The sequence below is a fragment of the Streptomyces sp. NPDC001157 genome (assembly GCF_053598255.1).
This window is the reverse complement of the sequence record NZ_JBSFJW010000019.1, coordinates 20,530-41,696: the sequence shown is the minus strand read 5'-3', so window position 1 is coordinate 41,696 and position 21,167 is coordinate 20,530. Positions and strand designations below refer to the sequence as shown.

Below are 21,167 nucleotides of genomic sequence, written 5' to 3'. Positions count from 1 at the left end.
GTGCCGCCTCGTAGGCTGGCTCCATGACGGAACAGCCCTCCCGGCGTCTGCTGCTGGTGCATGCGCACCCGGACGACGAGTCGATCAACAACGGCGCGACCATGGCCGCCTACGCGGCCGGGGGTGCCCGCGTGACCCTGGTCACCTGCACCCTCGGTGAGCTCGGCGAGGTCATTCCGCCGGAGCTGCGGCACCTCACCGGCACCGCCCTGGGCGAGTACCGGCTGCGGGAGCTCACGGACGCCATGCGTGAGCTCGGTGTCGAGGACTTCCGTCAGCTCGGCGGCCCGGGCCGCTACCGCGACTCCGGGATGATGGGCCTGCCCGACAACGACGACCCGGCCTGCTTCTGGCAGGCGGACGTGGACGAGGCGGCCGCCCACCTCGTCGAGGTGATCCTGGAGGTACGCCCCCAGGTCCTCGTCACTTACGACGACAACGGCGGATACGGCCACCCCGACCACATCCAGGCCCACCGCGTGGCCATGCGCGCCGCCGAACTGGCCGCGCGGGCAGGGTGGGAGATCCCCAAGGTGTACTGGAACCGCGTGCCGCGGTCCGTCGCCGAGGGTGCCTTCGCCCGGCTTGCGGATGATTTGCCCGATCTGCCGTTCTCCAAGGCGGCCGTCATCGACGACGTACCGGGTGTCGTGCCCGACGACCGGATCACCGCCGAGATCGACGGCACCGCACACGCCGCCGCCAAGGCCGCCGCGATGCGGGCGCACGCCACGCAGATCGAGGTCGCGGAACCGTACTTCGCACTCTCCAACGAACAGGCGCAACCCCTCTTCACCACCGAGTACTACGAACTGGTGCGCGGGGAAGCCGCAGAGCCGAGAGAGACCGATCTCTTCGCAGGGATCGAGTCCGCCGGTGCCGAGGAGGCGTCATGACCGAGCGCGGTTCCCTGCTCGCCCAGCCGCTGCAGCGGCCCTCCGCCGGACGGACGTTCCTGTACGTGGGCCTCTTCCTGCTCGGCGCGGTCGTCGGTGCGGCCGGTGCGCTGGTGCAGGCCGGCTGGTTCCCCGGCGGGCTGCTGCTCGCCCTCGCGGGCGAGGCCGGGCTCTGCCTCGGCGGCGGACGGGCCACCGGCAGCCGCGGCGGGGCGTTCGCGCCTGCCGCCGGATGGATGATCTCCGTCATCCTGCTCACCGCCAGCAGACCCGAAGGGGACTTCCTCTTCGGCGCGGGAGGCGGCTCCTATCTCTTCCTCCTCGGAGGGATGGCCGTCGCTGTGATCTGCGCCACCCTTGGACAGGGGCGGCAACCAGGTGCCCGTGACGTCCGACTTGGCAAGTGACGTACCACTTCGCCATTAACCGCGCGTGGGAGTCCCGTGTGGGTTTCCCCGGCGGTCATGGGATACGCGCCAGAAGTGGCCAGTATGGTGGTGCGCGCCGCCGAGCCGCCCGTGAGGTTGTGTCGGGCGGCGGAGCCAACCGGGAGAACCTGCCTTGAGTCGTGAAACTGACACTCCGTCCTCCGGGCCCAACGGGCGCGGCCAAGCCGCATACCCGTCGGGCACGCCGCCGTACGGGACACCCACGGCTTCCGACGCCGGTACGGATGCGGGCCGTTCGGCCGCGCAGCCGGAGGACCGCAAGACCGAGACCACACTGACGACCCGGATCCGGATCAACATCCCAGGGTCGCGGCCCATCCCGCCGGTCGTCGTGCGTACGCCCGTCGCGGACGCCGAGGGCTCCGGCGACACCGGGGAGACCGAGGCTCCGGCGCCGGGTGCCACCCAGGCCATGGGCAGCGTCGAGCCCCCGGCCGAGCCCGCTCAGCCCGCCGAGGACAGGACGAGCGGGTGGTTCGCGCCCCGCAAGTCGGCACCCCCCAAGGGCGGTCAGGGCGGCGGCGCCACCAACGGGGCCGGTCTGCCGGGCGGTTCGGGCGCGGGTGCGCCGGCCGCCCCCGGTGCCGGGCCCTTCGGCGCGGGCGCCCCTTCCGGCGGCGGCCGTCCGGGGACCGGTCGCCCCGGCGGCGTGGTCGGCTCCATGAGCGTGCCGGGCGGCTCCCGGCCCGGCGGCGCCCCCCGCCCGGGCGGGACGAACGGCGCCGGGCTCCCCGGAGCGACCGGCGGCCCCGTGGCCCCCGGGCACGGCGGCGGCACCGGTTCCTTCGACGTCACCGAGGCGCTGGCCGCGGGACCGCTCGGCGGCGGCGCGCGCCCCGGCAGTGGCGGCAGTGAGCCGCGCCGTGACGAGCTCCCCTACTTCTCGGACGGGGAGCCCGGCACGCAGAACGGGCAGAACCGGCAGAACGGCCAGGGCGGTTACGGCGGCCCGGGCGGCGCGAGCGGCTTCAACGGGCCGAACAGTCGCGGCGGCCAGGGCGGCGGCGCCCAGGGCCCCGCGGGCCCGACCGTCGGGCCGGTCACCGGTGACGGCCCCGTGACCTCGCCCCCCTTCGGCGCCGGACCCACCGGACCCAAGGGACCGGGCGGCTCCGGCGCGCCCGCCGGCCTCGGCGGCCCGGCGGGCATCGGGGGCCCCGGCGGTCCCGGAACCATCGGCGGCACGCACGGCGCCGGTCTCGGCCCCGGTGGCGGCCTCAGCGACGACACCGCGATCCTCACCCCGCAGAAGCCGGCCCCCGAGCCGGGCCAGCAGGGCTTCCCGGCACCGGACAACATCTCCGGACACACCGTCACCAGCGGCGTCCCGGTCGGGTCACCCGGCGCGAACTCACCGTTCGGCCCCGGCTCCCACACCGACGGCCCGCTGCCGCACACGCCCCCGAAGCTGCCCGAGCCGGCCGGACAGAACAAGCCGGCCGCCTCAGCCCCCAAGAAGCAGAAGAAGGGGCGCAACAAGCTGGTGCTGCTCGCCACCGGCGTGGTCATCGTCGGCGGTCTCGCGTACGGCGCCGGGCTGCTGATGAACCACTCCGACGTGCCCAAGGGCACCACCGTGCTCGGCGTCGACATCGGCGGCGGCACCCGTGACGACGCCGTCAAGAAGCTCGACGCGGCCTTCGGCGACCGGGTGAACAAGCCGCTGAAGCTGTCCGTCGGCGGCAAGACGGTCGAGCTCAAGCCGGACCAGGCGGGCCTGCAGTTCGACGAGCAGGCCACGGTCGCGGCGGCCGCGCAGGCCGACTACAACCCGATCTCCGTCATCGGCTCCCTCTTCGGCAACCACCGGGTCGTCGACCCGGTCATGCCCGTCGACGAGGAGAAGCTGACGGCCGCCCTGAAGGCCACGGCGGGCGGCTCCGGCTCGATGACCGAGGGCACGATCGAGTTCAAGTCCGGCAAGGCCGTCGCCGTCTACGGCAAGGCCGGCAAGGGCATCGACGCCGCCAGGTCGGCCCAGGCGGTCGAGGACGCGTACCGCAGCCAGGTGGAGACCAACTCCACCGAGCCGGTCGCGGTCGTGACCACGACCCAGCAGCCGACGGTCACGAACGCCGAGGTCGACCGGGAGATGAAGGCCTTCGCCGAGCCTGCGATGTCGGGGCTCGTCACGGTCAAGACGGACACGGGCGTCTCGCTGCCGCTCAGCCCGCAGAACTCCCTGTGGAAGTTCCTCAGGGTCGCGGCCGTGGGCGGCAAGCTCGTCGACAAGCCGGACCTCGCCGCGCTGAAGCAGCTCTACGGCGGCCAGTTCGACAACGTCCTGATCACCCGGGGCACCGGCAAGAAGACGGCGGTCACCCCGCAGGACGTGTACGTCGCCCTGCGCCAGGCCCTGCTGAGCAAGACCAACCGGGTCGGGATCATCAAGACGAACCCCAGCTGACGTCAGACCCGGAAAGGGGGCACCCGGCAGGCGCCGGGTGCCCCCTTCGCCGTAAGTCACCGTCCGCCGTATGACATCTGTCATCCGCCGGTCAGGATGGCCGACACTGCCGTGACCTGGGCCTGCGCGGCCACCATGGATCCCATGACGACGACAGCGACAGCGACCACCGCCCCGGTGGTCGGCTTCGACCAGGTGAGCAAGACGTACGGGACGGTACGGGCCGTCGACGGGCTGACCCTCGCCCTGCACCCGGGGGAGACCGTGGCCCTGCTGGGGCCGAACGGGGCGGGCAAGTCGACCACCCTCGACCTGCTGCTCGGCCTCAAGAACGCCGACAGCGGCACGGTCAGCGTCTTCGGCACCACCCCGCGCGAGGCCATCGTCGCCGGGCGCGTGGGCGCCATGCTGCAGAGCGGCGGGCTGATGGACGAGGTCACGGTCGCCGAACTGGTGAAGCTCGCCTGCGACCTGCACCCGAAGCCCTACAAGGCGAAGGACGTGCTCGCCCGCGCCGGCATCTCCCAGATCGCCGACCGCAAGGTCAACAAGCTCTCCGGCGGCCAGGCCCAGCGCGTCCGCTTCGCCCTCGCCACGGCCGGCGACAGCGACCTGATCGTCCTCGACGAGCCGACCACCGGCATGGACGTCTCTGCCCGCCAGGCCTTCTGGGCCACCATGCGCGAGCAGGCCGACCAGGGCCGGACGGTCCTGTTCGCCACGCACTACCTGGAGGAGGCGGACGCCATCGCCGACCGGGTGCTGGTGCTGCACCGGGGCCGGCTCCTCGCGGACGGCACCGCGGCCGAGATCAAGGCGAAGGCCGGGGCGCGCAGGGTGTCGTTCGACCTGGAGGGCACCATCGACGAGGCCCCGATCCGGGCGCTGCCGTTCCTCACCTCGATCGACATTTCCGGTCAGACCGTCCGCATCCAGTCCTCCGACGCCGACGCGACCGTCCACGCCCTGTACGGCCTCGGCCTCTACCCCCGCAACCTCGAAGTCGCCGGGCTCGGTCTGGAGCAGGCCTTCGTCGCCATCACCGCCGCCGAGGAGGCGAAGCAGCCGTGAACAGTCTGATCAAGCTGGAGCTCACCCGCGCCCTGCGCAACCGCAAGTTCCTGTTCTTCTCGGTGATCTACCCGTCGGTCATCTTCCTCCTCGTCTCCAACCAGACCGGGAAGGTCGACGGCACCGGCCTGAGCGTCGCCTCGTACGTCATGGTCTCCATGGCCTCCTTCGGCGCCCTGACGGCGGTCCTCATGGGCAACAGCGAGCGCATCGCCAAGGAGCGGGAGGGCGGCTGGGTACGGCAGCTGCGGCTGACCACGCTGCCCGGGCGCGGCTATGTCCTCGCCAAGACCGCCAGCGCCGCCGTCGTCAGCCTGCCGTCCATCGTGGTGGTCTTCCTGGTCGCCGCAGCCGTGCGGGGCGTACGGCTGGATGCCTGGCAGTGGTTCGCGCTCACCGGGGCGATCTGGGCCGGCAGCCTGGTCTTCGCCGCGCTCGGCGTCGCCATCGGCTACCTGGCCACCGGGGACGCGGTCCGTCCGATCACGATGATCACGTACTTCGGCCTGTCGATCCTCGGCGGCCTGTGGATGCCGTCCACGACCTTCCCGCAGTGGCTGCAGGACATCGCCAAGTGGCTGCCCACGCACGCGTACGCTGCCCTCGGACGGGCCATCGAACAGAGCCAGGCCCCCCACGCCCAGGACATCGCCATCCTCGCCGTCTTCTTCGTCCTCTTCACGGGCGGCGCGGCATGGCTGTACCGGAAGGACACGCTGAAGGCGTGAGCACGATGACGGACGACGGACTGCCCGCGGAACTCCGGGCCGAGAACGCGATCCGGGTCGGCCAGCCGCCACGCAACCGGGGCGAGGCCGTGCGCAAACTGCTCTGGATCCTGCCCTGGCTGATCTTCCTCGGGTCGCCGGTGCAGGATCTGACCTCCGGCCACCACACGCCCGCCGCGACCGCGGCGGGCTGGGTGGCCCTGGTCTCCTTCACCGGCGCCTATCTGACGCTGGTCTTCCGGAACATGGGCCGCCCGTTCGGCGGACGGACGGTCACCGGTCTCGTCGCCCTGCTCGGAACCCTCGCCGTCGTCCTGAGCCTCACCCTCGGCAGCGCATGGATCGGCCTCTTCGTGTACGTCTCCGTCACCTGCGGCGCCTCGCTGCCGCAGCGGATGGCGTACGGGGCGGTCGGGCTGAACACCCTCGCGATGGTCCTGGTCGGCCTGCACGTCGGGCTGGACGACTGGAGCCTGGTCCTCGTGGTGCTGCTCCTGGGCTTCGCGATGATGGGCGTGAAACAACTGGTGCGCACGACCGTCGAGTTGCGCAAGGCCCGCGCCACGGTCGCCCAACTGGCCGCCAACGAGGAGCGGTTGCGCCTAGCCCGCGACCTGCACGACCTCCTCGGCCACTCCCTCTCCCTGATCACCCTGAAGAGCGAGCTGGCGGGCCGTATGCTGCCCGACCACCCCGACAAGGCGGCCCAGCAGGTCGCCGACATCGAACAGGTCAGCCGGCAGGCTCTGGTGGACGTCCGCGAGGCGGTCTCCGGCTATCGCCGCCCGCGCCTGTCCGAGGAACTCGCGGGCACACAGGTCGCGTTGACGGCGGCGGGCGTCACGGCCGAGGTTCCCGACGAACCGGACCTCACCGGCGTCCCCGAGGAGAGCGAGTCCGCCCTCGCCTGGGCACTGCGCGAGGCCGTCACCAACGTCGTACGGCACAGCGGCGCCACCCGCTGCACGGTGGAGGTGCTGCACCGCCAGACCCTGGACGGCCCGGTCCTCGAACTCGCCGTCGAGGACAACGGCTCCGGCGGTCCGGTCAAGGGCCCCGGCAACGGTCTGACGGGCCTGACGGAACGCCTGGAGAAGGCCGGCGGCACCCTGGAGGCAGGCCGCATCAAGCATGGCTTCCGCCTCGTCGCCCGCGTGCCCGTCGACACCCCGTCGGCCGTAGGATCCGGGGCATGAGCTCTACGATCAAGGTGCTGCTCGCCGAGGACCAGTCGATGGTCCGCGAGGCGCTGGCCGCCCTCCTCGGCCTGGAGGACGACATCGAGGTCGTGGCCCAAGTGGCACGCGGCGACGAGGTGTTGGCGGCCGCCCGAGAGCACGCCGTGGACGTGGCCCTCCTCGACATCGAGATGCCGGGCTGCACCGGCATCGAGGCGGCGGCCCAGGTACACAAGGCCCTGCCCGCCGTGAAACTGGTCGTCCTCACCACCTTCGGCCGCCCCGGATACCTCCGCAGCGCCATGGAAGCAGGCGCCGACGCCTTCCTGGTCAAGGACGCCCCGGCGGCCCAACTGGCGGAAGCGGTACGCAAGGTACTGGCGGGGGAGCGGGTCATCGACCCCACGCTGGCGGCAGCGGCTCTGGCAGAGGGCGCCAACCCGCTGACCGACCGAGAGCGAGAGGTCCTGCGAGCGGCGGCAGACGGCTCGACGAACGCGGAACTGGCGGCAGCACTGCATTTGTCCCAGGGCACGGTCCGCAATTACCTCTCGACGGCAATCCAGAAACTGGCGGTAAGGAACAGGGCGGAAGCGGTACGGATCGCTAGAGAAAAGGGCTGGCTGTAGCCCCCCAGGGGCGCGGGGAACTGCGCGACAAGCCACGACGAACAAGCACTCGCGCAATCACAGAAACTCCATGCTGATCAGGCGAACTCAGTTGAGCATTGCTCGGGCTGCTCGGGCCTGCGCCCGCACACGCTCCGCGGCAGATTCATCCACCGCCGCCACCACATCGGCGTAAGCCTCAAGCTCCACCGCCCCCTCGACGAAGTCCCCCCGCTGGACCAGCAACTGAGCCCGCTCATACCGCAACCGCGCAGGATGCGAAGGCAACAACAACGACAGCTCCACCGCCCACAAGGACACATCCGACCGCTCCGGCCGAGCGGCCGCCCACGCCCGGATGTTGTTGAGAATCCGCAGAACGACGTCCAGCGGATCCGTCGGGGTCAGCATCGCCTGATCCAACGGAGCCCCGGTGGCGCCCGCCACCAACAGCTCCGCGTCGCCGACACCGAGCACACGCCCCCCGTCGAACGGATCCACCAGCACCTGCTCCTCCCGAGGCCCGAACCCGACCACGAAGTGCCCCGGCAGAGCGACCCCGTACACCGGCGCCCCCGCCCGCCGTGCGACCTCCATCCACACCACCGACAGCAGGATCGGCAGCCCGCGCCGCCGCCGCAGCACCTCGTGCAGCAGTGACGACTCCAGGCGCTGGTAGTCGGCAGGGGAGCCGCGGAAGCCGTCCTGCACCCCGAGCAGGTGGTGCAGCGCCGTTGCCCACGCCATCGGACCGCCCGGCCGGAACGGCACCCGACCCGCCAGCCGGTCCAGCTCCATCTGGGCGGCGTCCAGTCCCGCCTCGTCCAGCGCCCCGTCCGCCTCCGCGCCCAGCAGCAGGCACAGCATGGACAGATCGGGCCGCTCGGACCGCGCCTCCTCGGCGAACCGCCGCCGCAGCTCGGCGGACCGCTCGGGCGGTGGGGGGTATGGGGGACGCATAGCAGGCTGGTGCCCTCTCCCGGCGATCGGTACTACTGGCCGCCGCCGGAAGGCGACGGCTCCCGGTAGTGGTGGTACGCGTGGTGCGCGGCGAAGCCCATTCCGGTGTACAGCGCCCGCGCTCCCGCGTTGTCCTCCTCGACCTGCAGCCAGGCGGCCGAGGCGCCCTCGTCGAGCGCCCGCCGGGCCAACGCGGCCATCACGGTGGTGGCCAGCCCGCGCCGCCGCTGCTCCGGATCCACCTCGACGGCCGCGAAGGACGCCCACCGCCCGTCCACGACACACCGCCCGATCGCCGCGGGCGCCGCACCCTCCGACGAGCCGGGAACCGTCGCGAACCACACCGAGGGCCCGGTCCCCAGCACCTTGAGCGCCACCTCGCTCACCCCCTTGCGCTGGTACCGCGCAAGCCACGCCTCGTCCGCCTCCCGGGACAGCACGACACCCGCGCCCTCCGCCCGGTCGGCGACCGGTGCCAGCGCCCCGATCCACAGCTCGGCGGTCACTTCACGCACCCAGCCGCGCCGCTCCAGCTCCGCACACAGCAGCTCCTGCGTGCCCTCGGCGCCGGTCGCGGTCTGGACGTACGCGGGCAGCCCACGGTCGCCGTACCAGCGTCGTACGACATCCAGCGCCTCGTCGAGCGGCATGCCCGGGTCGCCGAGCGGCAGCACCGAATTCGCGCGCCGGGTGAACCCGGCCGCGGCCCGCAGCTCCCACTCGCCGAGCCGCTCGCTCTCCACCGGCGGCCACGCACGCGAGGCGACGTGTGCGAGCTCCTCGTAGGCGGCGGCGGGACCTCTGCGTCGGGCCGGGGCCGAGGGCACGACCTTCCCCGCGACCAGCGCGGATTCCGGAATCCGGACGCTCTCGCCGCCCTTGCGTGTGATCCGCAGCACACCGTTGTCCCATGATGTGAGAACACCCACCGTGTCGGTGAACTTCTCCTCCGGGACCGCAGCTTCGATCAAGCGTCGTACCGAGACCCGTTTCCCCACGTCAGCAGCGGTGATACGAACCTCGAGACGTCCGCCGGCCGAGATTTCCACAGGTCAGTTCACCCCTCCTGTTCGGATCAAGCCCAAGAACGGAGATACTAGGGGCGGGCATCGACGAGCCGCGCTCCCGCGCGCCAGGCGGCGGAGCCTACGGAGGCCCGCCAGCGCCCTATCGAGGAGGAACGACAGCGTGACCTACGTCATCGCGCAGCCTTGTGTCGACGTCAAGGACAAGGCGTGCATCGAGGAGTGCCCGGTCGACTGCATCTACGAGGGCCAGCGGTCCTTGTACATCCACCCGGACGAATGCGTCGACTGTGGTGCCTGTGAGCCGGTATGCCCGGTCGAGGCGATCTTCTACGAGGACGACACTCCGGAGGAGTGGAAGGACTACTACAAGGCGAACGTCGAGTTCTTCGACGAGCTCGGCTCCCCCGGTGGCGCCAGCAAGCTGGGCCTGATCGAGCGGGACCACCCCTTCATCGCCGCGCTGCCGCCGCAGGCCGAGTAACACGTAAGCGGCCCGCAGATCGTGCCGCCTCGGTCCCGTACGGCCGCATCGCCCTGGTGATCGCCGTACGGGACCGAGGCGTTTGCCGTACCAGGGTCCGAGGGCCTTCTGCCGTACCAGAAAGTGAGCCAGATCCCCGTGTCCGCAGTCTCCGACCGCCTGCCCACCTTCCCCTGGGACAAGCTGGAGCCGTACAAGAAAACGGCCGCCTCGCATCCGGACGGCATCGTCGACCTCTCCGTCGGCACCCCGGTCGACCCGGTCCCCGAGCTGGTCCAGAAGGCCCTCATCGACGCGGCGGACTCCCCGGGCTATCCGACGGTCTGGGGCACCCCTGCCCTGCGTGACGCGATCACCGGCTGGGTGGAGCGCCGCCTCGGCGCCCGTGAGGTCACCCACCGGCACGTCCTGCCGATCGTCGGCTCCAAGGAGCTCGTCGCCTGGCTCCCCACCCAGCTGGGTCTCGGCCCGGGCGACAAGGTGGCGTATCCGCGCCTGGCCTACCCGACGTACGAGGTGGGCGCCCGTCTGGCCCGCGCCGACCACGAGGTCTACGACGACCCGACGGAGCTCGACCCGGCGAACCTCAAGCTCCTCTGGCTCAACTCGCCCTCCAACCCGACCGGCAAGGTGCTGGGCAAGGACGAGCTGACCCGGATCGTCGCGTGGGCGCGCGAGCACGGGATCCTGATCTTCTCCGACGAGTGCTACCTGGAGCTGGGCTGGGAGGCGGACCCGGTCTCGGTCCTGCACCCGGATGTGAACGGCGGCTCGTACGAGGGCATCGTGTCCGTCCACTCCCTCTCCAAGCGCTCCAATCTGGCGGGCTACCGCGCCGCCTTCCTGGCCGGTGACCCGGCCGTCCTCGGCCCGCTGCTGGAGATCCGCAAGCACGGCGGCATGATGACGTCCGCTCCCACGCAGGCGGCCGTGGTGGCGGCTCTGGGCGACGACGCCCATGTCCAGGAGCAGCGTGAGCGGTACGCGGCCCGGCGCACGGCCCTGCGCGAGGCGCTCCTCGGTCATGGCTTCCGCATCGAGCACAGCGAGGCCAGCCTCTATCTGTGGGCGACGCGGGACGAGTCCTGCTGGGACACCGTGGCCCACCTGGCCGAGCTCGGCATCCTGGTCGCGCCGGGCGACTTCTACGGCACGGCGGGCGAGAAGTTCGTGCGCGTGGCGCTGACGGCGACGGACGAGCGGGTGCGGGCGGCCGTGGAGCGGCTGTAGCCGCCGTGGACGTGACGAAGGGGGCCCGGGACAGTGTCCCGGGCCCCCTTCCTTGCCGCAGGTGGCTCAGCCGCCGATCGGGAGGCCCTTCACCGGCAGGTTGCCGGTGCTCGGCAGGCTGCCCTTGGCCAGCGGGCCCGACGGCAGGGCGCCGCCGTTCTGGCTCGCGGTCTGCGTGGTGACGCCGACGATCTCCCCGACGGAGCCCGCCGCTGCGCCCGCGGCGCGCTGGGCCGCAGGGGCCGCCTTCTTCGCCACGCTGCCGCCGGTCTTGCCCGCGTTCGGCACGGCCTTCTTGACCGCGTTGCTGCCGGCTTCGCCCGCGAGCCCGGTCACGTTCTGCGCCGCACCGTCGACGGTGTTGCCGACGCTCGCCCCGTCCAGCGAGGTCAGACCTGCGGTGGTCGGGGCGGCGGGCAGTTCGGGGGCCGCGCTGGCGGAGCCGGCCGCACCGACCCCGGCAGCCGCTCCCGCTGCGACGAGCAGCGCGGCACGGGCGATCCGACGGGTCAGGGGGAGGGACATGATGCTCCTTCGATGGATGTTGATCGTCCGGGCTCGGACGATGTGACTACCGCTCGAAGGCCCCGAAGGTTGCGGCGTCCCAATGTAAAGAGTTGGCAATGCGTCGCATTATCGGCTGCGGATAAAAACGGGCAAAAAGCGTCCGGCCGGAAAGCGTGCCGAATCCTTACATCCCTTTGTTGTCAAGGGCTTTGACGGATGCAGGGGTGACGGTGCGAAAACCTGCCCACAGCGTGGATCACGCATGCCCGGCATAACCCGTGCGAGTGAAGGACCGCACTACTGCGCAGTGACGATTCGGACCGCGCCGGCGGCCTTTTCCGCCCCGTCGGCGGTTTCCGCGGTGGCCGTGTGCCACGGGTTGTCGGCGTTTCCGGCGGTCCACTCCCGCCCGCCGTAGGAGACGCGCTCGATGTGCAGGGCGGAGGAGTTGGCCACGGCCCAGTGGGCGAGCTGCCAGCCGCGCTGGCGCACGCTGCGGCCCTTGGCGGGGCTCTTGCCGGCGGCGACGGGGAGCGTGACGGTGCGGGCGCTCGTCCCCGTGCTCTCGGTGGGCGAAGGTGCCGGTGTCGACACGGCGCTCACCTCCGCGGCGGCCGGCTGCAGTGCGTCGCGCCCGAAGTCCCGTACGAGAGCGGCCCGCACGGCGTCCGGACCCGCCGCCTGCGTGGTGGCGGGGAGGCCGGCGCAGGTCAGCGTGGCAGCCGAGTTCCCGGTGAGGGCCGCGGAGAGCAGGGCGGCGTCCGGCTCGTGCTTGGCGTACGCCTCGGGATATCCGCTGCGCTGCACACGCTGCGCCGCGACCGTCAGGGGGAGCCTCGCGTAGTCGTGCACCTTGGCCAGGTGCCGGTAGAACTCGCCGGCCGCGTACGTCGGATCCAGGATCTGCTTCTCCGTGCCCCAGCCCTGCGAGGGCCGCTGCTGGAACAGGCCGAGCGAGTCCCGGTCGCCGTGCTCGATGTTGCGCAGCTGCGACTCCTGGAGCGCGGTCGCGATCGCGATGGTCACCGCCCGCTCGGGCATACCGCGCCCGGTGCCCACCACGGCGATCGTCGCCGCGTTCACCGCCTGCTCCGGCGTGAACTCGTACGCCACCCCGTCGGCCTTGCCCGAGACCACTCTGCAGCCCGAAGCGCCTCTGCCTCCGGTGATGTACTGCACCGTGAGATAGCCCGCCACGGCGAGCAGGACCACGAAGGCCGCCCCGACACGGAAGAGGCGGCCACGGCGTTTGAGGGCGGATGACGGCTCTGGCACGTCGTACAAGGTAGCGGAGGGCTCTGTGACCCACGTGCCGGATGTGGACAGTGGGCCGGGGTGCCGGCGGGTTAGGGTCGGCTGCATGGCCGACACCCCACTTGACCTCACCCTGGACGCCGCCGAGCTCACCGCGCAGCTCGTCGACTTCCCGTCCGAGAGCGGCACCGAGAAGCCCCTCGCAGACGCGATCGAGTCCGCCCTGCGCGCCCTGCCGCACCTGACGGTCGAGCGACACGGCAACAACGTCCTCGCGCGGACGAACCTGGGCCGACCGGAGCGGGTGATCCTGGCCGGCCACATCGACACCGTGCCGATCGCCGGCAACGTCCCGTCCCGGCTGGACGCGGACGGCGTGCTGTGGGGCTGCGGCACCTGCGACATGAAGTCGGGTGTGGCCGTGCAGCTGCGCATCGCGGCCACGGTCCCGGCCCCCAACCGCGACCTGACCTTCGTCTTCTACGACAACGAAGAGGTGTCGGCGGACCTCAACGGCCTGGGGCACGTGGCAGAGGCGCACCCCGAATGGCTGGAGGGCGACTTCGCGGTGCTGCTGGAGCCGTCCGACGGCGAGGTCGAGGGCGGCTGCCAGGGCACCCTCCGGGTGCTGCTGAAGACCACGGGCGAGCGGGCCCACTCGGCGCGCAGCTGGATGGGCTCCAACGCCATCCACGCGGCCGCGCCGATCCTGGCCCGCCTGGCGTCGTACGAACCCCGCTACCCGGTGATCGACGGCCTGGAGTACCGGGAGGGACTGAACGCGGTGGGCATCTCGGGCGGCGTGGCGGGCAATGTGATCCCCGACGAATGCGTGGTGACCGTCAACTTCCGCTATGCGCCCGACCGCACGGAGGAGGAGGCGATCGCCCACGTCAGAGAGGTCTTCGCGGACTGCGGGGTGGCGGAGTTCGTGGTGGACGACCACAGCGGCGCGGCGCTGCCCGGCCTCTCGCACCCGGCCGCGGCGGCCTTCATCGAGGCGGTCGGCGGAACCCCGCAGCCGAAGTACGGCTGGACGGACGTCTCGCGCTTCTCCTCCCTCGGCATCCCCGCGGTCAACTACGGCCCCGGCAACCCGCACTTGGCGCACAAGCGGGACGAACGGGTGGAAACCGCGAAGATCCTGGCGGGTGAGCAGCGCCTGCGGGCGTGGCTGACGGCATAGCCCGTACAGCGCTTCACGGCGGACATGCCCACGTCCCCCGTCCGTAACCCGCGTAGATCTACTCTGAGGTGGAAACACCTGCAAGCGGAGGGAGCGCACATGGCTACCGGGAACCCCGAGGGCAAGAAGGTGCCACCGGATGAGCAGCGTCTCGGACCGGTCCTCCGAAGGCGCGGCCAGGTGACGGAGAGCACGACCGACCAGCGGCTGCTGGACGAGCGCGCACCCACCGACTGGGTCCACACGGACCCCTGGCGGGTGCTGCGCATCCAGTCGGAGTTCATCGAGGGCTTCGGCACCCTCGCCGAACTCCCGCCCGCGATCAGCGTGTTCGGCTCGGCGCGCACACCCGTCGACTCCCCGGAGTACGAGGCGGGCGTCCGGCTCGGCCGCGGCCTGGTGGAGGCGGGCTGGGCGGTGATCACCGGCGGCGGACCGGGCGCCATGGAGGCGGCGAACAAGGGCGCCTGCGAGGCGAAGGGCATCTCGGTCGGCCTCGGCATCGAGCTGCCCTTCGAGCAGGGCCTGAACCCCTACGTCGACATCGGTCTGAACTTCCGCTACTTCTTCGTCCGCAAGATGATGTTCGTGAAGTACGCGCAGGGCTTCGTGGTCCTGCCCGGCGGCCTGGGCACCCTGGACGAGCTCTTCGAGGCGCTGACCCTGGTGCAGACCCAGAAGGTGACCCGCTTCCCGATCGTGCTGTTCGGGAGCGAGTACTGGGGCGGTCTGGTCGACTGGCTCAAGAACACACTGATCGCCCAGGGCAAGGCCTCGGAGAAGGACCTGCTGCTGTTCCACGTCACGGACGACGTGGACGAGGCGGTGGCATTGGTGTCGAAGGAGGCGGCGCGCTAGTCAGCCCGTCCGGCGCTTGAGCATTTCAGCCCGTCCGGCGTTTGAGGACGAGGCCGTTCCGGCCGATCGGGGGTCCGGGGGCGGAGCCCCCGGGGGTTGGGACGGGAAGGGGGCGGCGGGGGCGTGGCTGCATCCCTCAGCGGCTCCGCCGCGGGCCCTACGCCAGCCCCCGCCGTGCCACGGCCGGCGGCCGATGCCCCGCGATGGACGCCACCATGTCCAGCACCTGCCGGGTCTCGGCGACCTCGTGCACCCGGTAGACCTGCGCCCCCAGCCACGCCGACACGGCCGTGGTGGCGAGCGTCCCCACCACCCGCTCCTTCAGCGGCTTGTCCAGGGTCTCGCCCACGAAGTCCTTGTTGGACAGGGAGACCAGGACGGGCCACCCCGTGTCGACCATCTCCCCGAGCCGCCGCGTCGCCTCCAGGCTGTGCCGTGTGTTCTTCCCGAAGTCGTGCCCGGGATCGATCAGCACGGACTCCCGCGGCACCCCCAGTGCCACCGCCCGCTCGGCCAGCCCCAGCGTCACCCGCAGGATGTCGGCCACGACATCGTCGTACGTCACCCGATGCGGACGAGTACGCGGCTCGGCGCCCCCCGCGTGCGTGCACACCAGCCCGACCCCGTACCGCGCCGCGACCTCCGCCAGCCCGGGGTCGACGCCGCCCCACGCGTCGTTCAGCAGATCCGCGCCGGCCTCGCACACGGCCTCGCCGACCTCGGCCCGCCAAGTGTCCACACTGATGACCACGTCCGGGAAGCGCCGCCGCACCTCCGCGACGAACCCCACCGTGCGCCGCGCCTCCTCCTCGGCCGACACCTCGTCGCCCGGACCGGCCTTCACCCCGCCGACGTCGATGATGGCAGCGCCCTCCGACACCGCCTGCTCCACGCGCGCGAGGGCGGGCTCGTCCCGGAAGGTCGCTCCCTGGTCGTAGAAGGAGTCAGGGGTCCGGTTCACGATCGCCATGATCACCGGCTCGTGCGCCTCGAAAGCGCGCCTGCCCAGCCTGAGCATCCGCTGTGACCTCTCGTAGTACGACCTGGGTAAGACCGGTTCCTCGGCCGCCTGCGACCCTAACTGTCAGACTCGCATGGCACGATCGGACCCTGACACATTCAGGTTCGTCGTCAGCTTCATCCAGCTTCCGAACATCGAGCGTGGGGACCACAGCGATGGTTATGTTCTTGTTCCTGGTCGTCGCTCTCGCCGTCGTGGTCGCCGCTGTGACACTGGCCGTGGTGGGCGGCGGGGAGGGCGAGGGCCCGTTGCCCGAGGTCGCCCCCGAGCGGCTGCAGGACCCGCTGCCGCTGGACCGGCCCGTCGGCCGCGCCGATGTCGACAGCCTCCGCTTCCCGCTCGCCGCCCGCGGCTACCGCATGGCGGACGTCGACGACGCCCTCAACCGCCTCGGCGCCGAACTCGCCGAGCGCGACGCCCGTATCGCCGACCTGGAGTCCGCACTGGCGGGCGCCCGGGCCGCCGCACACCACGTGTCCATGGACAAGCCGATGCACGGCCGGGAGGAGCAGCAGTGAGCGACGGCACCGCCATCGCCGGTCCGGACGGCGCCCTGCGCTGCCCCTGGGCCCTGTCCACTGAGGACTACGTGGCGTACCACGACGAGGAGTGGGGCCGCCCGGTCCACGGCGACGACGCCCTCTACGAGCGCCTCAGCCTCGAGGCCTTCCAGTCGGGCCTGTCCTGGATCACGATCCTGCGCCGCCGCCCCGGCTTCCGCGCCGCCTTCGCGGACTTCAAGATCGCGAAGGTCGCCGCCTTCACGGAGACGGACCGGGCCCGCCTCCTCACCGACCCCGGCATCATCCGAAACCGCGCCAAGATCGACGCGACACTGGCCAACGCGCGGGTGCTGGCGGAGTGGGAGCCGGGGGAGCTGGATGAGTTCATCTGGTCGCACGCTCCGGCCCGGAGGCCGGCCCCGAAGACACTCGGGGACGTGCCCGCGGTCACCCCGGAGTCGACGGCGCTGTCGAAGGCGCTCAAGAAGAGGGGCCTGCGCTTCGTGGGCCCCACGACGGCGTACGCCCTGATGCAGGCGTGTGGACTGGTCGACGACCACCTGGAGACATGCGTCGCCAGGAGCGCCCCTTAAGGGGCGCGGGGGCTGTGTCGATTTGCGGCTACCGCCGCGTGGGCGCGATCAACCACAACGAACCCGCACCCCACAACGGAGCTCACCGCCCCAAATACTTCGGCTTCTCCTTGTTCACAAACGCCTGCACCGCAATCACATGGTCCTCGGACGACCCCGCCCGCGTCTGCAGCTCGTCCTCCTTGTCCAACGTCTCGGACAAGGTGTGCGAGAACCCGTAAGCCACCGCCTCCTTGATCGCCGCATATGCCACCGTCGGCCCCTCGGCCAGCGCCCGCGCCACCTTCTCCGCCTCGGAGTGCAGCTCGCCGACCGGCACCAGCCGGTTGGCGATCCCCAGCTCGTACGCCTCCTGCGCCTTGATGCTGCGCGGGAAGAGCAGCAGATCGGCGGCGCGCCCCGGCCCGACGACCCGCGGCAGGGTCCAGGACATGCCGGAGTCGGCGGTCAGCGCGACCCCCGCGAAGGACGTGTTGAACGCAGCCGTGTCCGCGACGATGCGGTAGTCCGCCGCGAGGGCCAGTCCGAAGCCGGCCCCGGCGGCCACCCCGTTCACCCCCGCCACCACCGGCTTCGGCATCCCGGCGATCGCCCGCACCACGGGGTTGTAGTGCTCCTTCACCGTGCTCATCGTCTGCCCGGACCCCGTCTCCCGGTCCTGCGTCAGCAGCCCGATGTGCTCCTTGAGGTCCTGCCCCACACAGAACGCCCGCTCTCCGGCGGCGGTCAGCAGCACCGCCCGTACGGCATCGTCCTCGGCCGCGGAGCGAACCGCCTCCCGCAGGGCGACCTTCGTCGCGATGTTCAGCGCGTTCATCGCCTCGGGGCGGTTCAGCGTGATCGTCGCGAGTCCGTCGCTCACCTCGTAGAGCACGGTGTCGGCCATGGTGTGTGTCCCCTCGGCTGTCGCGGTTCAGGCGTACCGGCCGGTACGCCCCTGTCCGTAGGACAGCATGGCGGAGATCACCGCCGGGAGACCGGAGGGGACGTGTGACCTGCGTCAAAGAATCCGGGACGGTTTCCGGTCGGCGGGACTCCGTGCGGCCGCGCAGTATCGCAGTCACATCGCCGAATTGAGTGGTTTTGCTCGCGCGCGTTGCCCAAGCGATGCCGACTGATGTTGGTCATCGGGTCCTGAGATGCGGGATAATGGCTTGGAAGCAATGTGTTCGATGCCGGTGTCGCGTGTCCCACGCTGGACAGGCGTGCCCTCCCAGGGCCGTCGGCTTTGACGATGAGCTGGTTTCAGGAAGGGGAACGAGCATGGCGGCCATGAAGCCGCGGACGGGCGATGGCCCGCTCGAGGTGACCAAGGAGGGGCGGGGCATCGTCATGCGCGTTCCGCTCGAAGGCGGCGGTCGGCTCGTCGTCGAGCTGACCCCTGACGAGGCCGACGCGCTCGGCGACGCCCTCAAGAAGGTCGTCGGCTGACGCGGAAGCGACCATACCCTTTCAGCTGCCCCGGCATCCAAGTGGTGCCGGGGTTGCTGTTTGCCGGTCCTTACCCGCTCGTTCCCGGCCCCTCACCGCTTGACCGCGCACAGCAGTCCGTCGCCCACCGGCAGCAGTGACGGCACCAGCTCCTGGCTCTCGCGCACCGCGCGCAGCAGCTCCCGCAGCCGCAGCACCTCCGTGGGCTGCGGGCCGGAGTCCACCGTGCGGCCGTTGGCGAAGACGCCCTCGAAGACGACGAGGCCACCCGTGCGCAGCAGGCGCAACGATTCAGCGAGATAGTCGAGGAACTCCAGGCGGTCGCCGTCGCAGAAGACGAGGTCGTAGCCCGCGTCCGCGAGCCGGGGCAGGACGTCCAGGGCGCGGCCCGGGATGAACCGGGCGCGGTTGCTGGCGAAACCGGAGGCGCGGAAGGCCTGGCGGGCGAACTGCTGGTGTTCGGGCTCGGGGTCCACCGTGGTCAGCACCCCGTCCGGGCGCATGCCGTGCAGCAGATGGATGCCGGAGACGCCGGTGCCGGTGCCGATCTCCGCCACCGCCTTCGCGTCCACCGAAGCCGCCAGCAACCGCAGCGCGGAGCCCGTGCCGGGAGACACCGAGCGCAGGCCGGCCTCACGGGCCCGGTCACGGGCCCAGCGCAGCACTTCGTCCTCGGCGACGTAGGCGTCGGCGAACGCCCAGCTCGTCTGCCGGTTGCCGGTAATGACCCTCTCCTGTCCCCGTGGTTGCCTGGGCGTGACTGTATCCGTTGGGGCCGGGAACCCGCTGATGGGACCGGGCGTTTAGAGGGGTAGGAGACGGCACGGGGGGACACAGTTGGATCACGATGAGGGGCAGCGGCCCGAGCAACTGCAGACGCAGGGGTCCGAGCGGTATCAGCCCAGATCAAATTCTCGTAAAACCGCTTATCCGGAGCTAACGGGCGAGGTGGCTATGGTAGGGGCTCCACTGGACACCACCAGAGCCGACAGGGGAGGTGCGGCTGCGCCTGTGGATCGGGGAGGAGTGCTGCGGCGCTTTCTCGGTTCGGCAGGCAGGCCGAAATCCGTGAACGACACCGCTGCTGACCCCAGCCACGCCGCTGACCACGCCCAGACCGCGACTTTCTCCACCGACGCGGACGGGCAGGCGTGGACTCCGCCCACCTGGGAGGAGATCGTCAGCACACACAGTGGCCGCGTCTACCGGCTTGCCTACCGCCTGACCGGCAACCAGCACGACGCCGAGGACCTCACCCAGGAGGTCTTCGTCCGCGTCTTCCGGTCCCTGTCGACCTACACGCCGGGCACCTTCGAGGGCTGGCTGCACCGGATCACCACCAACCTCTTCCTGGACATGGTCCGCCGCAAGCAGCGCATTCGCTTCGACGCCCTGGGCGACGACGCGGCGGAACGGCTGCCGAGCCGTGAGCCGTCACCCCAGCAGGTCTTCAACGACGCGCACTTCGACGCGGACGTCCAGCAGGCCCTCGACACCCTCGCGCCCGAGTTCCGCGCCGCGGTCGTCCTGTGCGACATCGAAGGACTGTCGTACGAGGAGATCGCCGCGACCCTCGGCGTCAAGCTCGGCACGGTCCGCTCCCGGATCCACCGCGGCCGCTCGCAGCTGCGCAAGGCGCTCGCGCACCGTTCGCCGGAGGCCCGTGCCTCTGAGCGGCGCTCCTTCGTGCCTCGCGTGCCCGCACTGGGGGGAGGGGGCGCGACCGCGTGAGTGGAACACGACCCAGCCCCGCCGAAAGGCGTCTGGCCGAGCAGCATCTGGGAGACCGACTCTCCGCCCTGGTGGACGGAGAGCTCGGTCATGAGTCGCGCGAGCGTGTCCTCGCCCACCTGGCCACCTGCGCCAAGTGCAAGGCGGAGGCCGACGCGCAGCGACAGCTGAAGAACGTGTTCGCGGAGGCGGCTCCGCCGCCGCCCTCCGAGAGTTTCCTGGCCCGTCTGCAGGGTCTTCCGGGGGGAGGTGATCCGGACGGCGGTGGCTCGCCGTTCGGCGGGGGAGGACTCCTCGGCGGAACCCCCGCAAGACCGGGCGTCGCCGGAGTCTTCGGCCTGAAGCGGGGTGAGCGCTTCGAGTTCGACTACGTCCCCTCCTCCTCCTCCTCGCACGCCCCGATGCTCCCGCCGTCCGCGGACCGCGGCTTCCGTATACACGACGTCAGCCGGCACGAGGCCGAACGGTCTGCCTCGCGCGGGATGCGGTTCGCGTTCGTCGCCGCCGGTGCGGTGTCGCTCGCCGCGGTCGCGCTGGGCGGTGTCACGACGGGCACCCCGGTCGACACCACGGACGCGCGCGGCGGCACAGGCGCGGGCAGCAACGTGACCCCGATGCGTACGCAGGGGACGGGCGCCGCGACGGGCCCCGAGACGCAGCGGCGCCGCGGCACCGGCCCGCTGCTCGCGCAGGGCCGGCAGTCGGTCGGCGACGCCCCGGTGGCCCCTACCCAGGTGTCCGCACCGCTGCTGCCGGGGGTACCGAGCCCCGCCGGCGCGGCGCAGACCATGCACACGCTGACCACCCCCGTGGTGGCGGGTGCCGCAGTGATGTCCCCGCTGATACGTCCGCTCACCACGACCCCGCTGCTCACCCTGACCTCGTGGTCCACGGCCCCCGAGGCCTCGTCCCCCGGTCTCCTGGCCGCACCCCTCCCCGACTCGGCCTCCGCTCCCTCCTCCCCTCACACCTCCCGCTGACCGGCCCCTGCGCGACGGCCCGTGAACCTGGTTGAATCCAGGTGGACCGCGTCCACGGCAGACAGCC

General features: G+C 71.4%; 23 protein-coding genes. 16 read left to right on the top strand and 7 right to left on the bottom strand.

The features are described from left to right. Positions 1-23 precede the first annotated feature (23 nt). The 7 genes from mshB (at position 24) to ACWDAG_RS28410 (ending at position 7,358) form a co-directional block, all read left to right on the top strand. On the top strand, positions 24-896 hold the full coding sequence (mshB, locus tag ACWDAG_RS28440; protein ID WP_450698390.1) for an N-acetyl-1-D-myo-inositol-2-amino-2-deoxy-alpha-D-glucopyranoside deacetylase: 873 nt from the start codon (positions 24-26) through the stop codon (positions 894-896). After that, entirely contained in the window at positions 893-1,303 is a 411-nt protein-coding gene (locus ACWDAG_RS28435) for a DUF6113 family protein (RefSeq protein ID WP_450698389.1), read from the top strand. The genes mshB and ACWDAG_RS28435 overlap by 4 nt, the downstream gene beginning before the upstream one ends. Before the next feature lie 154 nt (positions 1,304-1,457). Further along, on the top strand, positions 1,458-3,752 hold the full coding sequence (locus ACWDAG_RS28430) for a hypothetical protein (protein WP_450698388.1): 2,295 nt from the start codon (positions 1,458-1,460) through the stop codon (positions 3,750-3,752). 144 nt (positions 3,753-3,896) lie between these two features. Continuing rightward, positions 3,897-4,823, top strand: a complete 927-nt coding sequence (locus tag ACWDAG_RS28425; RefSeq protein ID WP_450698387.1) for an ABC transporter ATP-binding protein — start codon at positions 3,897-3,899, stop codon at positions 4,821-4,823. Further along, entirely contained in the window at positions 4,820-5,551 is a 732-nt protein-coding gene (locus ACWDAG_RS28420; protein ID WP_450698386.1) for an ABC transporter permease, read from the top strand. Before ACWDAG_RS28425 ends, ACWDAG_RS28420 begins: the two co-directional genes overlap by 4 nt. Positions 5,552-5,556: 5 nt before the next feature. Then, positions 5,557-6,747 (top strand): sensor histidine kinase, encoded by a 1,191-nt coding sequence (locus tag ACWDAG_RS28415; RefSeq protein WP_450698495.1) that lies wholly within the window; start codon positions 5,557-5,559, stop codon positions 6,745-6,747. Beyond that, positions 6,744-7,358: a response regulator transcription factor gene (locus tag ACWDAG_RS28410; protein WP_115906111.1), complete on the top strand. Its 615-nt coding sequence runs from the start codon at positions 6,744-6,746 to the stop codon at positions 7,356-7,358. Before ACWDAG_RS28415 ends, ACWDAG_RS28410 begins: the two co-directional genes overlap by 4 nt. Positions 7,359-7,445: 87 nt before the next feature. Here ACWDAG_RS28410 and ACWDAG_RS28405 read toward each other — a convergent pair whose 3' ends face one another. Beyond that, entirely contained in the window at positions 7,446-8,297 is an 852-nt protein-coding gene (locus ACWDAG_RS28405) for a transglutaminase-like domain-containing protein (RefSeq protein WP_450698385.1), read from the bottom strand. 32 nt (positions 8,298-8,329) lie between these two features. Beyond that, a complete protein-coding gene (locus ACWDAG_RS28400; protein ID WP_450698384.1) occupies positions 8,330-9,346 on the bottom strand; it encodes a GNAT family N-acetyltransferase in 1,017 nt (338 codons plus the stop codon). Between the two features lie 139 nt (positions 9,347-9,485). Between ACWDAG_RS28400 and fdxA the strand changes: the two genes are divergently transcribed. Beyond that, positions 9,486-9,806 carry a ferredoxin gene (gene fdxA, locus ACWDAG_RS28395; protein WP_030929316.1) on the top strand — a complete coding sequence of 107 codons (321 nt, stop codon included), beginning with the start codon at positions 9,486-9,488 and terminating at the stop codon, positions 9,804-9,806. A 138-nt stretch (positions 9,807-9,944) separates the two neighbouring features. Further along, positions 9,945-11,036, top strand: coding sequence for a bifunctional succinyldiaminopimelate transaminase/glutamate-prephenate aminotransferase (locus tag ACWDAG_RS28390; RefSeq protein ID WP_450698383.1), 1,092 nt, complete (start codon positions 9,945-9,947; stop codon positions 11,034-11,036). A 66-nt stretch (positions 11,037-11,102) separates the two neighbouring features. Here the strand turns inward: ACWDAG_RS28390 and ACWDAG_RS28385 are convergent, their stop codons facing one another. Further along, positions 11,103-11,561, bottom strand: coding sequence for an ATP-binding protein (locus ACWDAG_RS28385; protein WP_450698382.1), 459 nt, complete (start codon positions 11,559-11,561; stop codon positions 11,103-11,105). 279 nt (positions 11,562-11,840) lie between these two features. Further along, positions 11,841-12,818 carry a heavy metal transporter gene (locus tag ACWDAG_RS28380; RefSeq protein ID WP_450698381.1) on the bottom strand — a complete coding sequence of 326 codons (978 nt, stop codon included), beginning with the start codon at positions 12,816-12,818 and terminating at the stop codon, positions 11,841-11,843. An 85-nt stretch (positions 12,819-12,903) separates the two neighbouring features. Here ACWDAG_RS28380 and dapE point away from each other — a divergent pair, with 85 nt between their 5' ends. Beyond that, positions 12,904-13,983 (top strand): succinyl-diaminopimelate desuccinylase, encoded by a 1,080-nt coding sequence (gene dapE / locus ACWDAG_RS28375; protein ID WP_450698380.1) that lies wholly within the window; start codon positions 12,904-12,906, stop codon positions 13,981-13,983. Between the two features lie 99 nt (positions 13,984-14,082). Next, entirely contained in the window at positions 14,083-14,841 is a 759-nt protein-coding gene (locus tag ACWDAG_RS28370; protein ID WP_232647819.1) for an LOG family protein, read from the top strand. 157 nt (positions 14,842-14,998) lie between these two features. On the opposite strand, the gene folP is transcribed toward ACWDAG_RS28370, so the two are convergent. Then, on the bottom strand, positions 14,999-15,859 hold the full coding sequence (gene folP, locus ACWDAG_RS28365) for a dihydropteroate synthase (RefSeq protein ID WP_450698379.1): 861 nt from the start codon (positions 15,857-15,859) through the stop codon (positions 14,999-15,001). Between the two features lie 164 nt (positions 15,860-16,023). On the opposite strand from folP, the gene ACWDAG_RS28360 reads away from it, so the two are divergent. Together ACWDAG_RS28360 and ACWDAG_RS28355 are read left to right on the top strand one after the other, a co-directional pair. Further along, positions 16,024-16,380 carry a DivIVA domain-containing protein gene (locus tag ACWDAG_RS28360; protein ID WP_450698494.1) on the top strand — a complete coding sequence of 119 codons (357 nt, stop codon included), beginning with the start codon at positions 16,024-16,026 and terminating at the stop codon, positions 16,378-16,380. Next, a complete protein-coding gene (locus ACWDAG_RS28355) occupies positions 16,377-16,958 on the top strand; it encodes a DNA-3-methyladenine glycosylase I (RefSeq protein WP_450698378.1) in 582 nt (193 codons plus the stop codon). The genes ACWDAG_RS28360 and ACWDAG_RS28355 overlap by 4 nt, the downstream gene beginning before the upstream one ends. A gap of 82 nt (positions 16,959-17,040) precedes the next feature. Here ACWDAG_RS28355 and chcB read toward each other — a convergent pair whose 3' ends face one another. Then, positions 17,041-17,844, bottom strand: a complete 804-nt coding sequence (gene chcB, locus ACWDAG_RS28350) for a 2-cyclohexenylcarbonyl CoA isomerase (protein ID WP_450698377.1) — start codon at positions 17,842-17,844, stop codon at positions 17,041-17,043. Between the two features lie 377 nt (positions 17,845-18,221). On the opposite strand from chcB, the gene ACWDAG_RS28345 reads away from it, so the two are divergent. Continuing rightward, entirely contained in the window at positions 18,222-18,389 is a 168-nt protein-coding gene (locus tag ACWDAG_RS28345) for a DUF3117 domain-containing protein (protein WP_003966491.1), read from the top strand. Positions 18,390-18,481: 92 nt separating this feature from the next. On the opposite strand, the gene ACWDAG_RS28340 is transcribed toward ACWDAG_RS28345, so the two are convergent. After that, entirely contained in the window at positions 18,482-19,114 is a 633-nt protein-coding gene (locus tag ACWDAG_RS28340; RefSeq protein WP_078912336.1) for an O-methyltransferase, read from the bottom strand. A 301-nt stretch (positions 19,115-19,415) separates the two neighbouring features. Here ACWDAG_RS28340 and sigE point away from each other — a divergent pair, with 301 nt between their 5' ends. Together sigE and ACWDAG_RS28330 are read left to right on the top strand one after the other, a co-directional pair. Further along, positions 19,416-20,120 carry an RNA polymerase sigma factor SigE gene (sigE, locus tag ACWDAG_RS28335; protein WP_078912335.1) on the top strand — a complete coding sequence of 235 codons (705 nt, stop codon included), beginning with the start codon at positions 19,416-19,418 and terminating at the stop codon, positions 20,118-20,120. Continuing rightward, positions 20,117-21,100: an anti-sigma factor family protein gene (locus ACWDAG_RS28330; RefSeq protein ID WP_450698376.1), complete on the top strand. Its 984-nt coding sequence runs from the start codon at positions 20,117-20,119 to the stop codon at positions 21,098-21,100. Before sigE ends, ACWDAG_RS28330 begins: the two co-directional genes overlap by 4 nt. The last annotated feature ends 67 nt before the right edge of the window (positions 21,101-21,167 follow it).

Excerpts from the sequence above, each read along its gene's own strand:
- mshB (WP_450698390.1), top strand. The coding sequence starts at position 24 with ATGACGGAACAGCCCTCCCGGCGTCTGCTGCTGGTGCATGCGCACCCG.
- ACWDAG_RS28435 (WP_450698389.1), top strand. The coding sequence starts at position 893 with ATGACCGAGCGCGGTTCCCTGCTCGCCCAGCCGCTGCAGCGGCCCTCC.
- ACWDAG_RS28425 (WP_450698387.1), top strand. The coding sequence starts at position 3,897 with ATGACGACGACAGCGACAGCGACCACCGCCCCGGTGGTCGGCTTCGAC.
- ACWDAG_RS28415 (WP_450698495.1), top strand. The coding sequence starts at position 5,557 with ATGACGGACGACGGACTGCCCGCGGAACTCCGGGCCGAGAACGCGATC.
- ACWDAG_RS28410 (WP_115906111.1), top strand. The coding sequence starts at position 6,744 with ATGAGCTCTACGATCAAGGTGCTGCTCGCCGAGGACCAGTCGATGGTC.
- ACWDAG_RS28405 (WP_450698385.1), bottom strand. The coding sequence starts at position 8,297 with ATGCGTCCCCCATACCCCCCACCGCCCGAGCGGTCCGCCGAGCTGCGG.
- ACWDAG_RS28385 (WP_450698382.1), bottom strand. The coding sequence starts at position 11,561 with ATGTCCCTCCCCCTGACCCGTCGGATCGCCCGTGCCGCGCTGCTCGTC.
- dapE (WP_450698380.1), top strand. The coding sequence starts at position 12,904 with ATGGCCGACACCCCACTTGACCTCACCCTGGACGCCGCCGAGCTCACC.
- ACWDAG_RS28370 (WP_232647819.1), top strand. The coding sequence starts at position 14,083 with ATGGCTACCGGGAACCCCGAGGGCAAGAAGGTGCCACCGGATGAGCAG.
- folP (WP_450698379.1), bottom strand. The coding sequence starts at position 15,859 with ATGCTCAGGCTGGGCAGGCGCGCTTTCGAGGCGCACGAGCCGGTGATC.
- ACWDAG_RS28360 (WP_450698494.1), top strand. The coding sequence starts at position 16,024 with ATGTTCTTGTTCCTGGTCGTCGCTCTCGCCGTCGTGGTCGCCGCTGTG.
- chcB (WP_450698377.1), bottom strand. The coding sequence starts at position 17,844 with ATGGCCGACACCGTGCTCTACGAGGTGAGCGACGGACTCGCGACGATC.
- ACWDAG_RS28345 (WP_003966491.1), top strand. The coding sequence starts at position 18,222 with ATGGCGGCCATGAAGCCGCGGACGGGCGATGGCCCGCTCGAGGTGACC.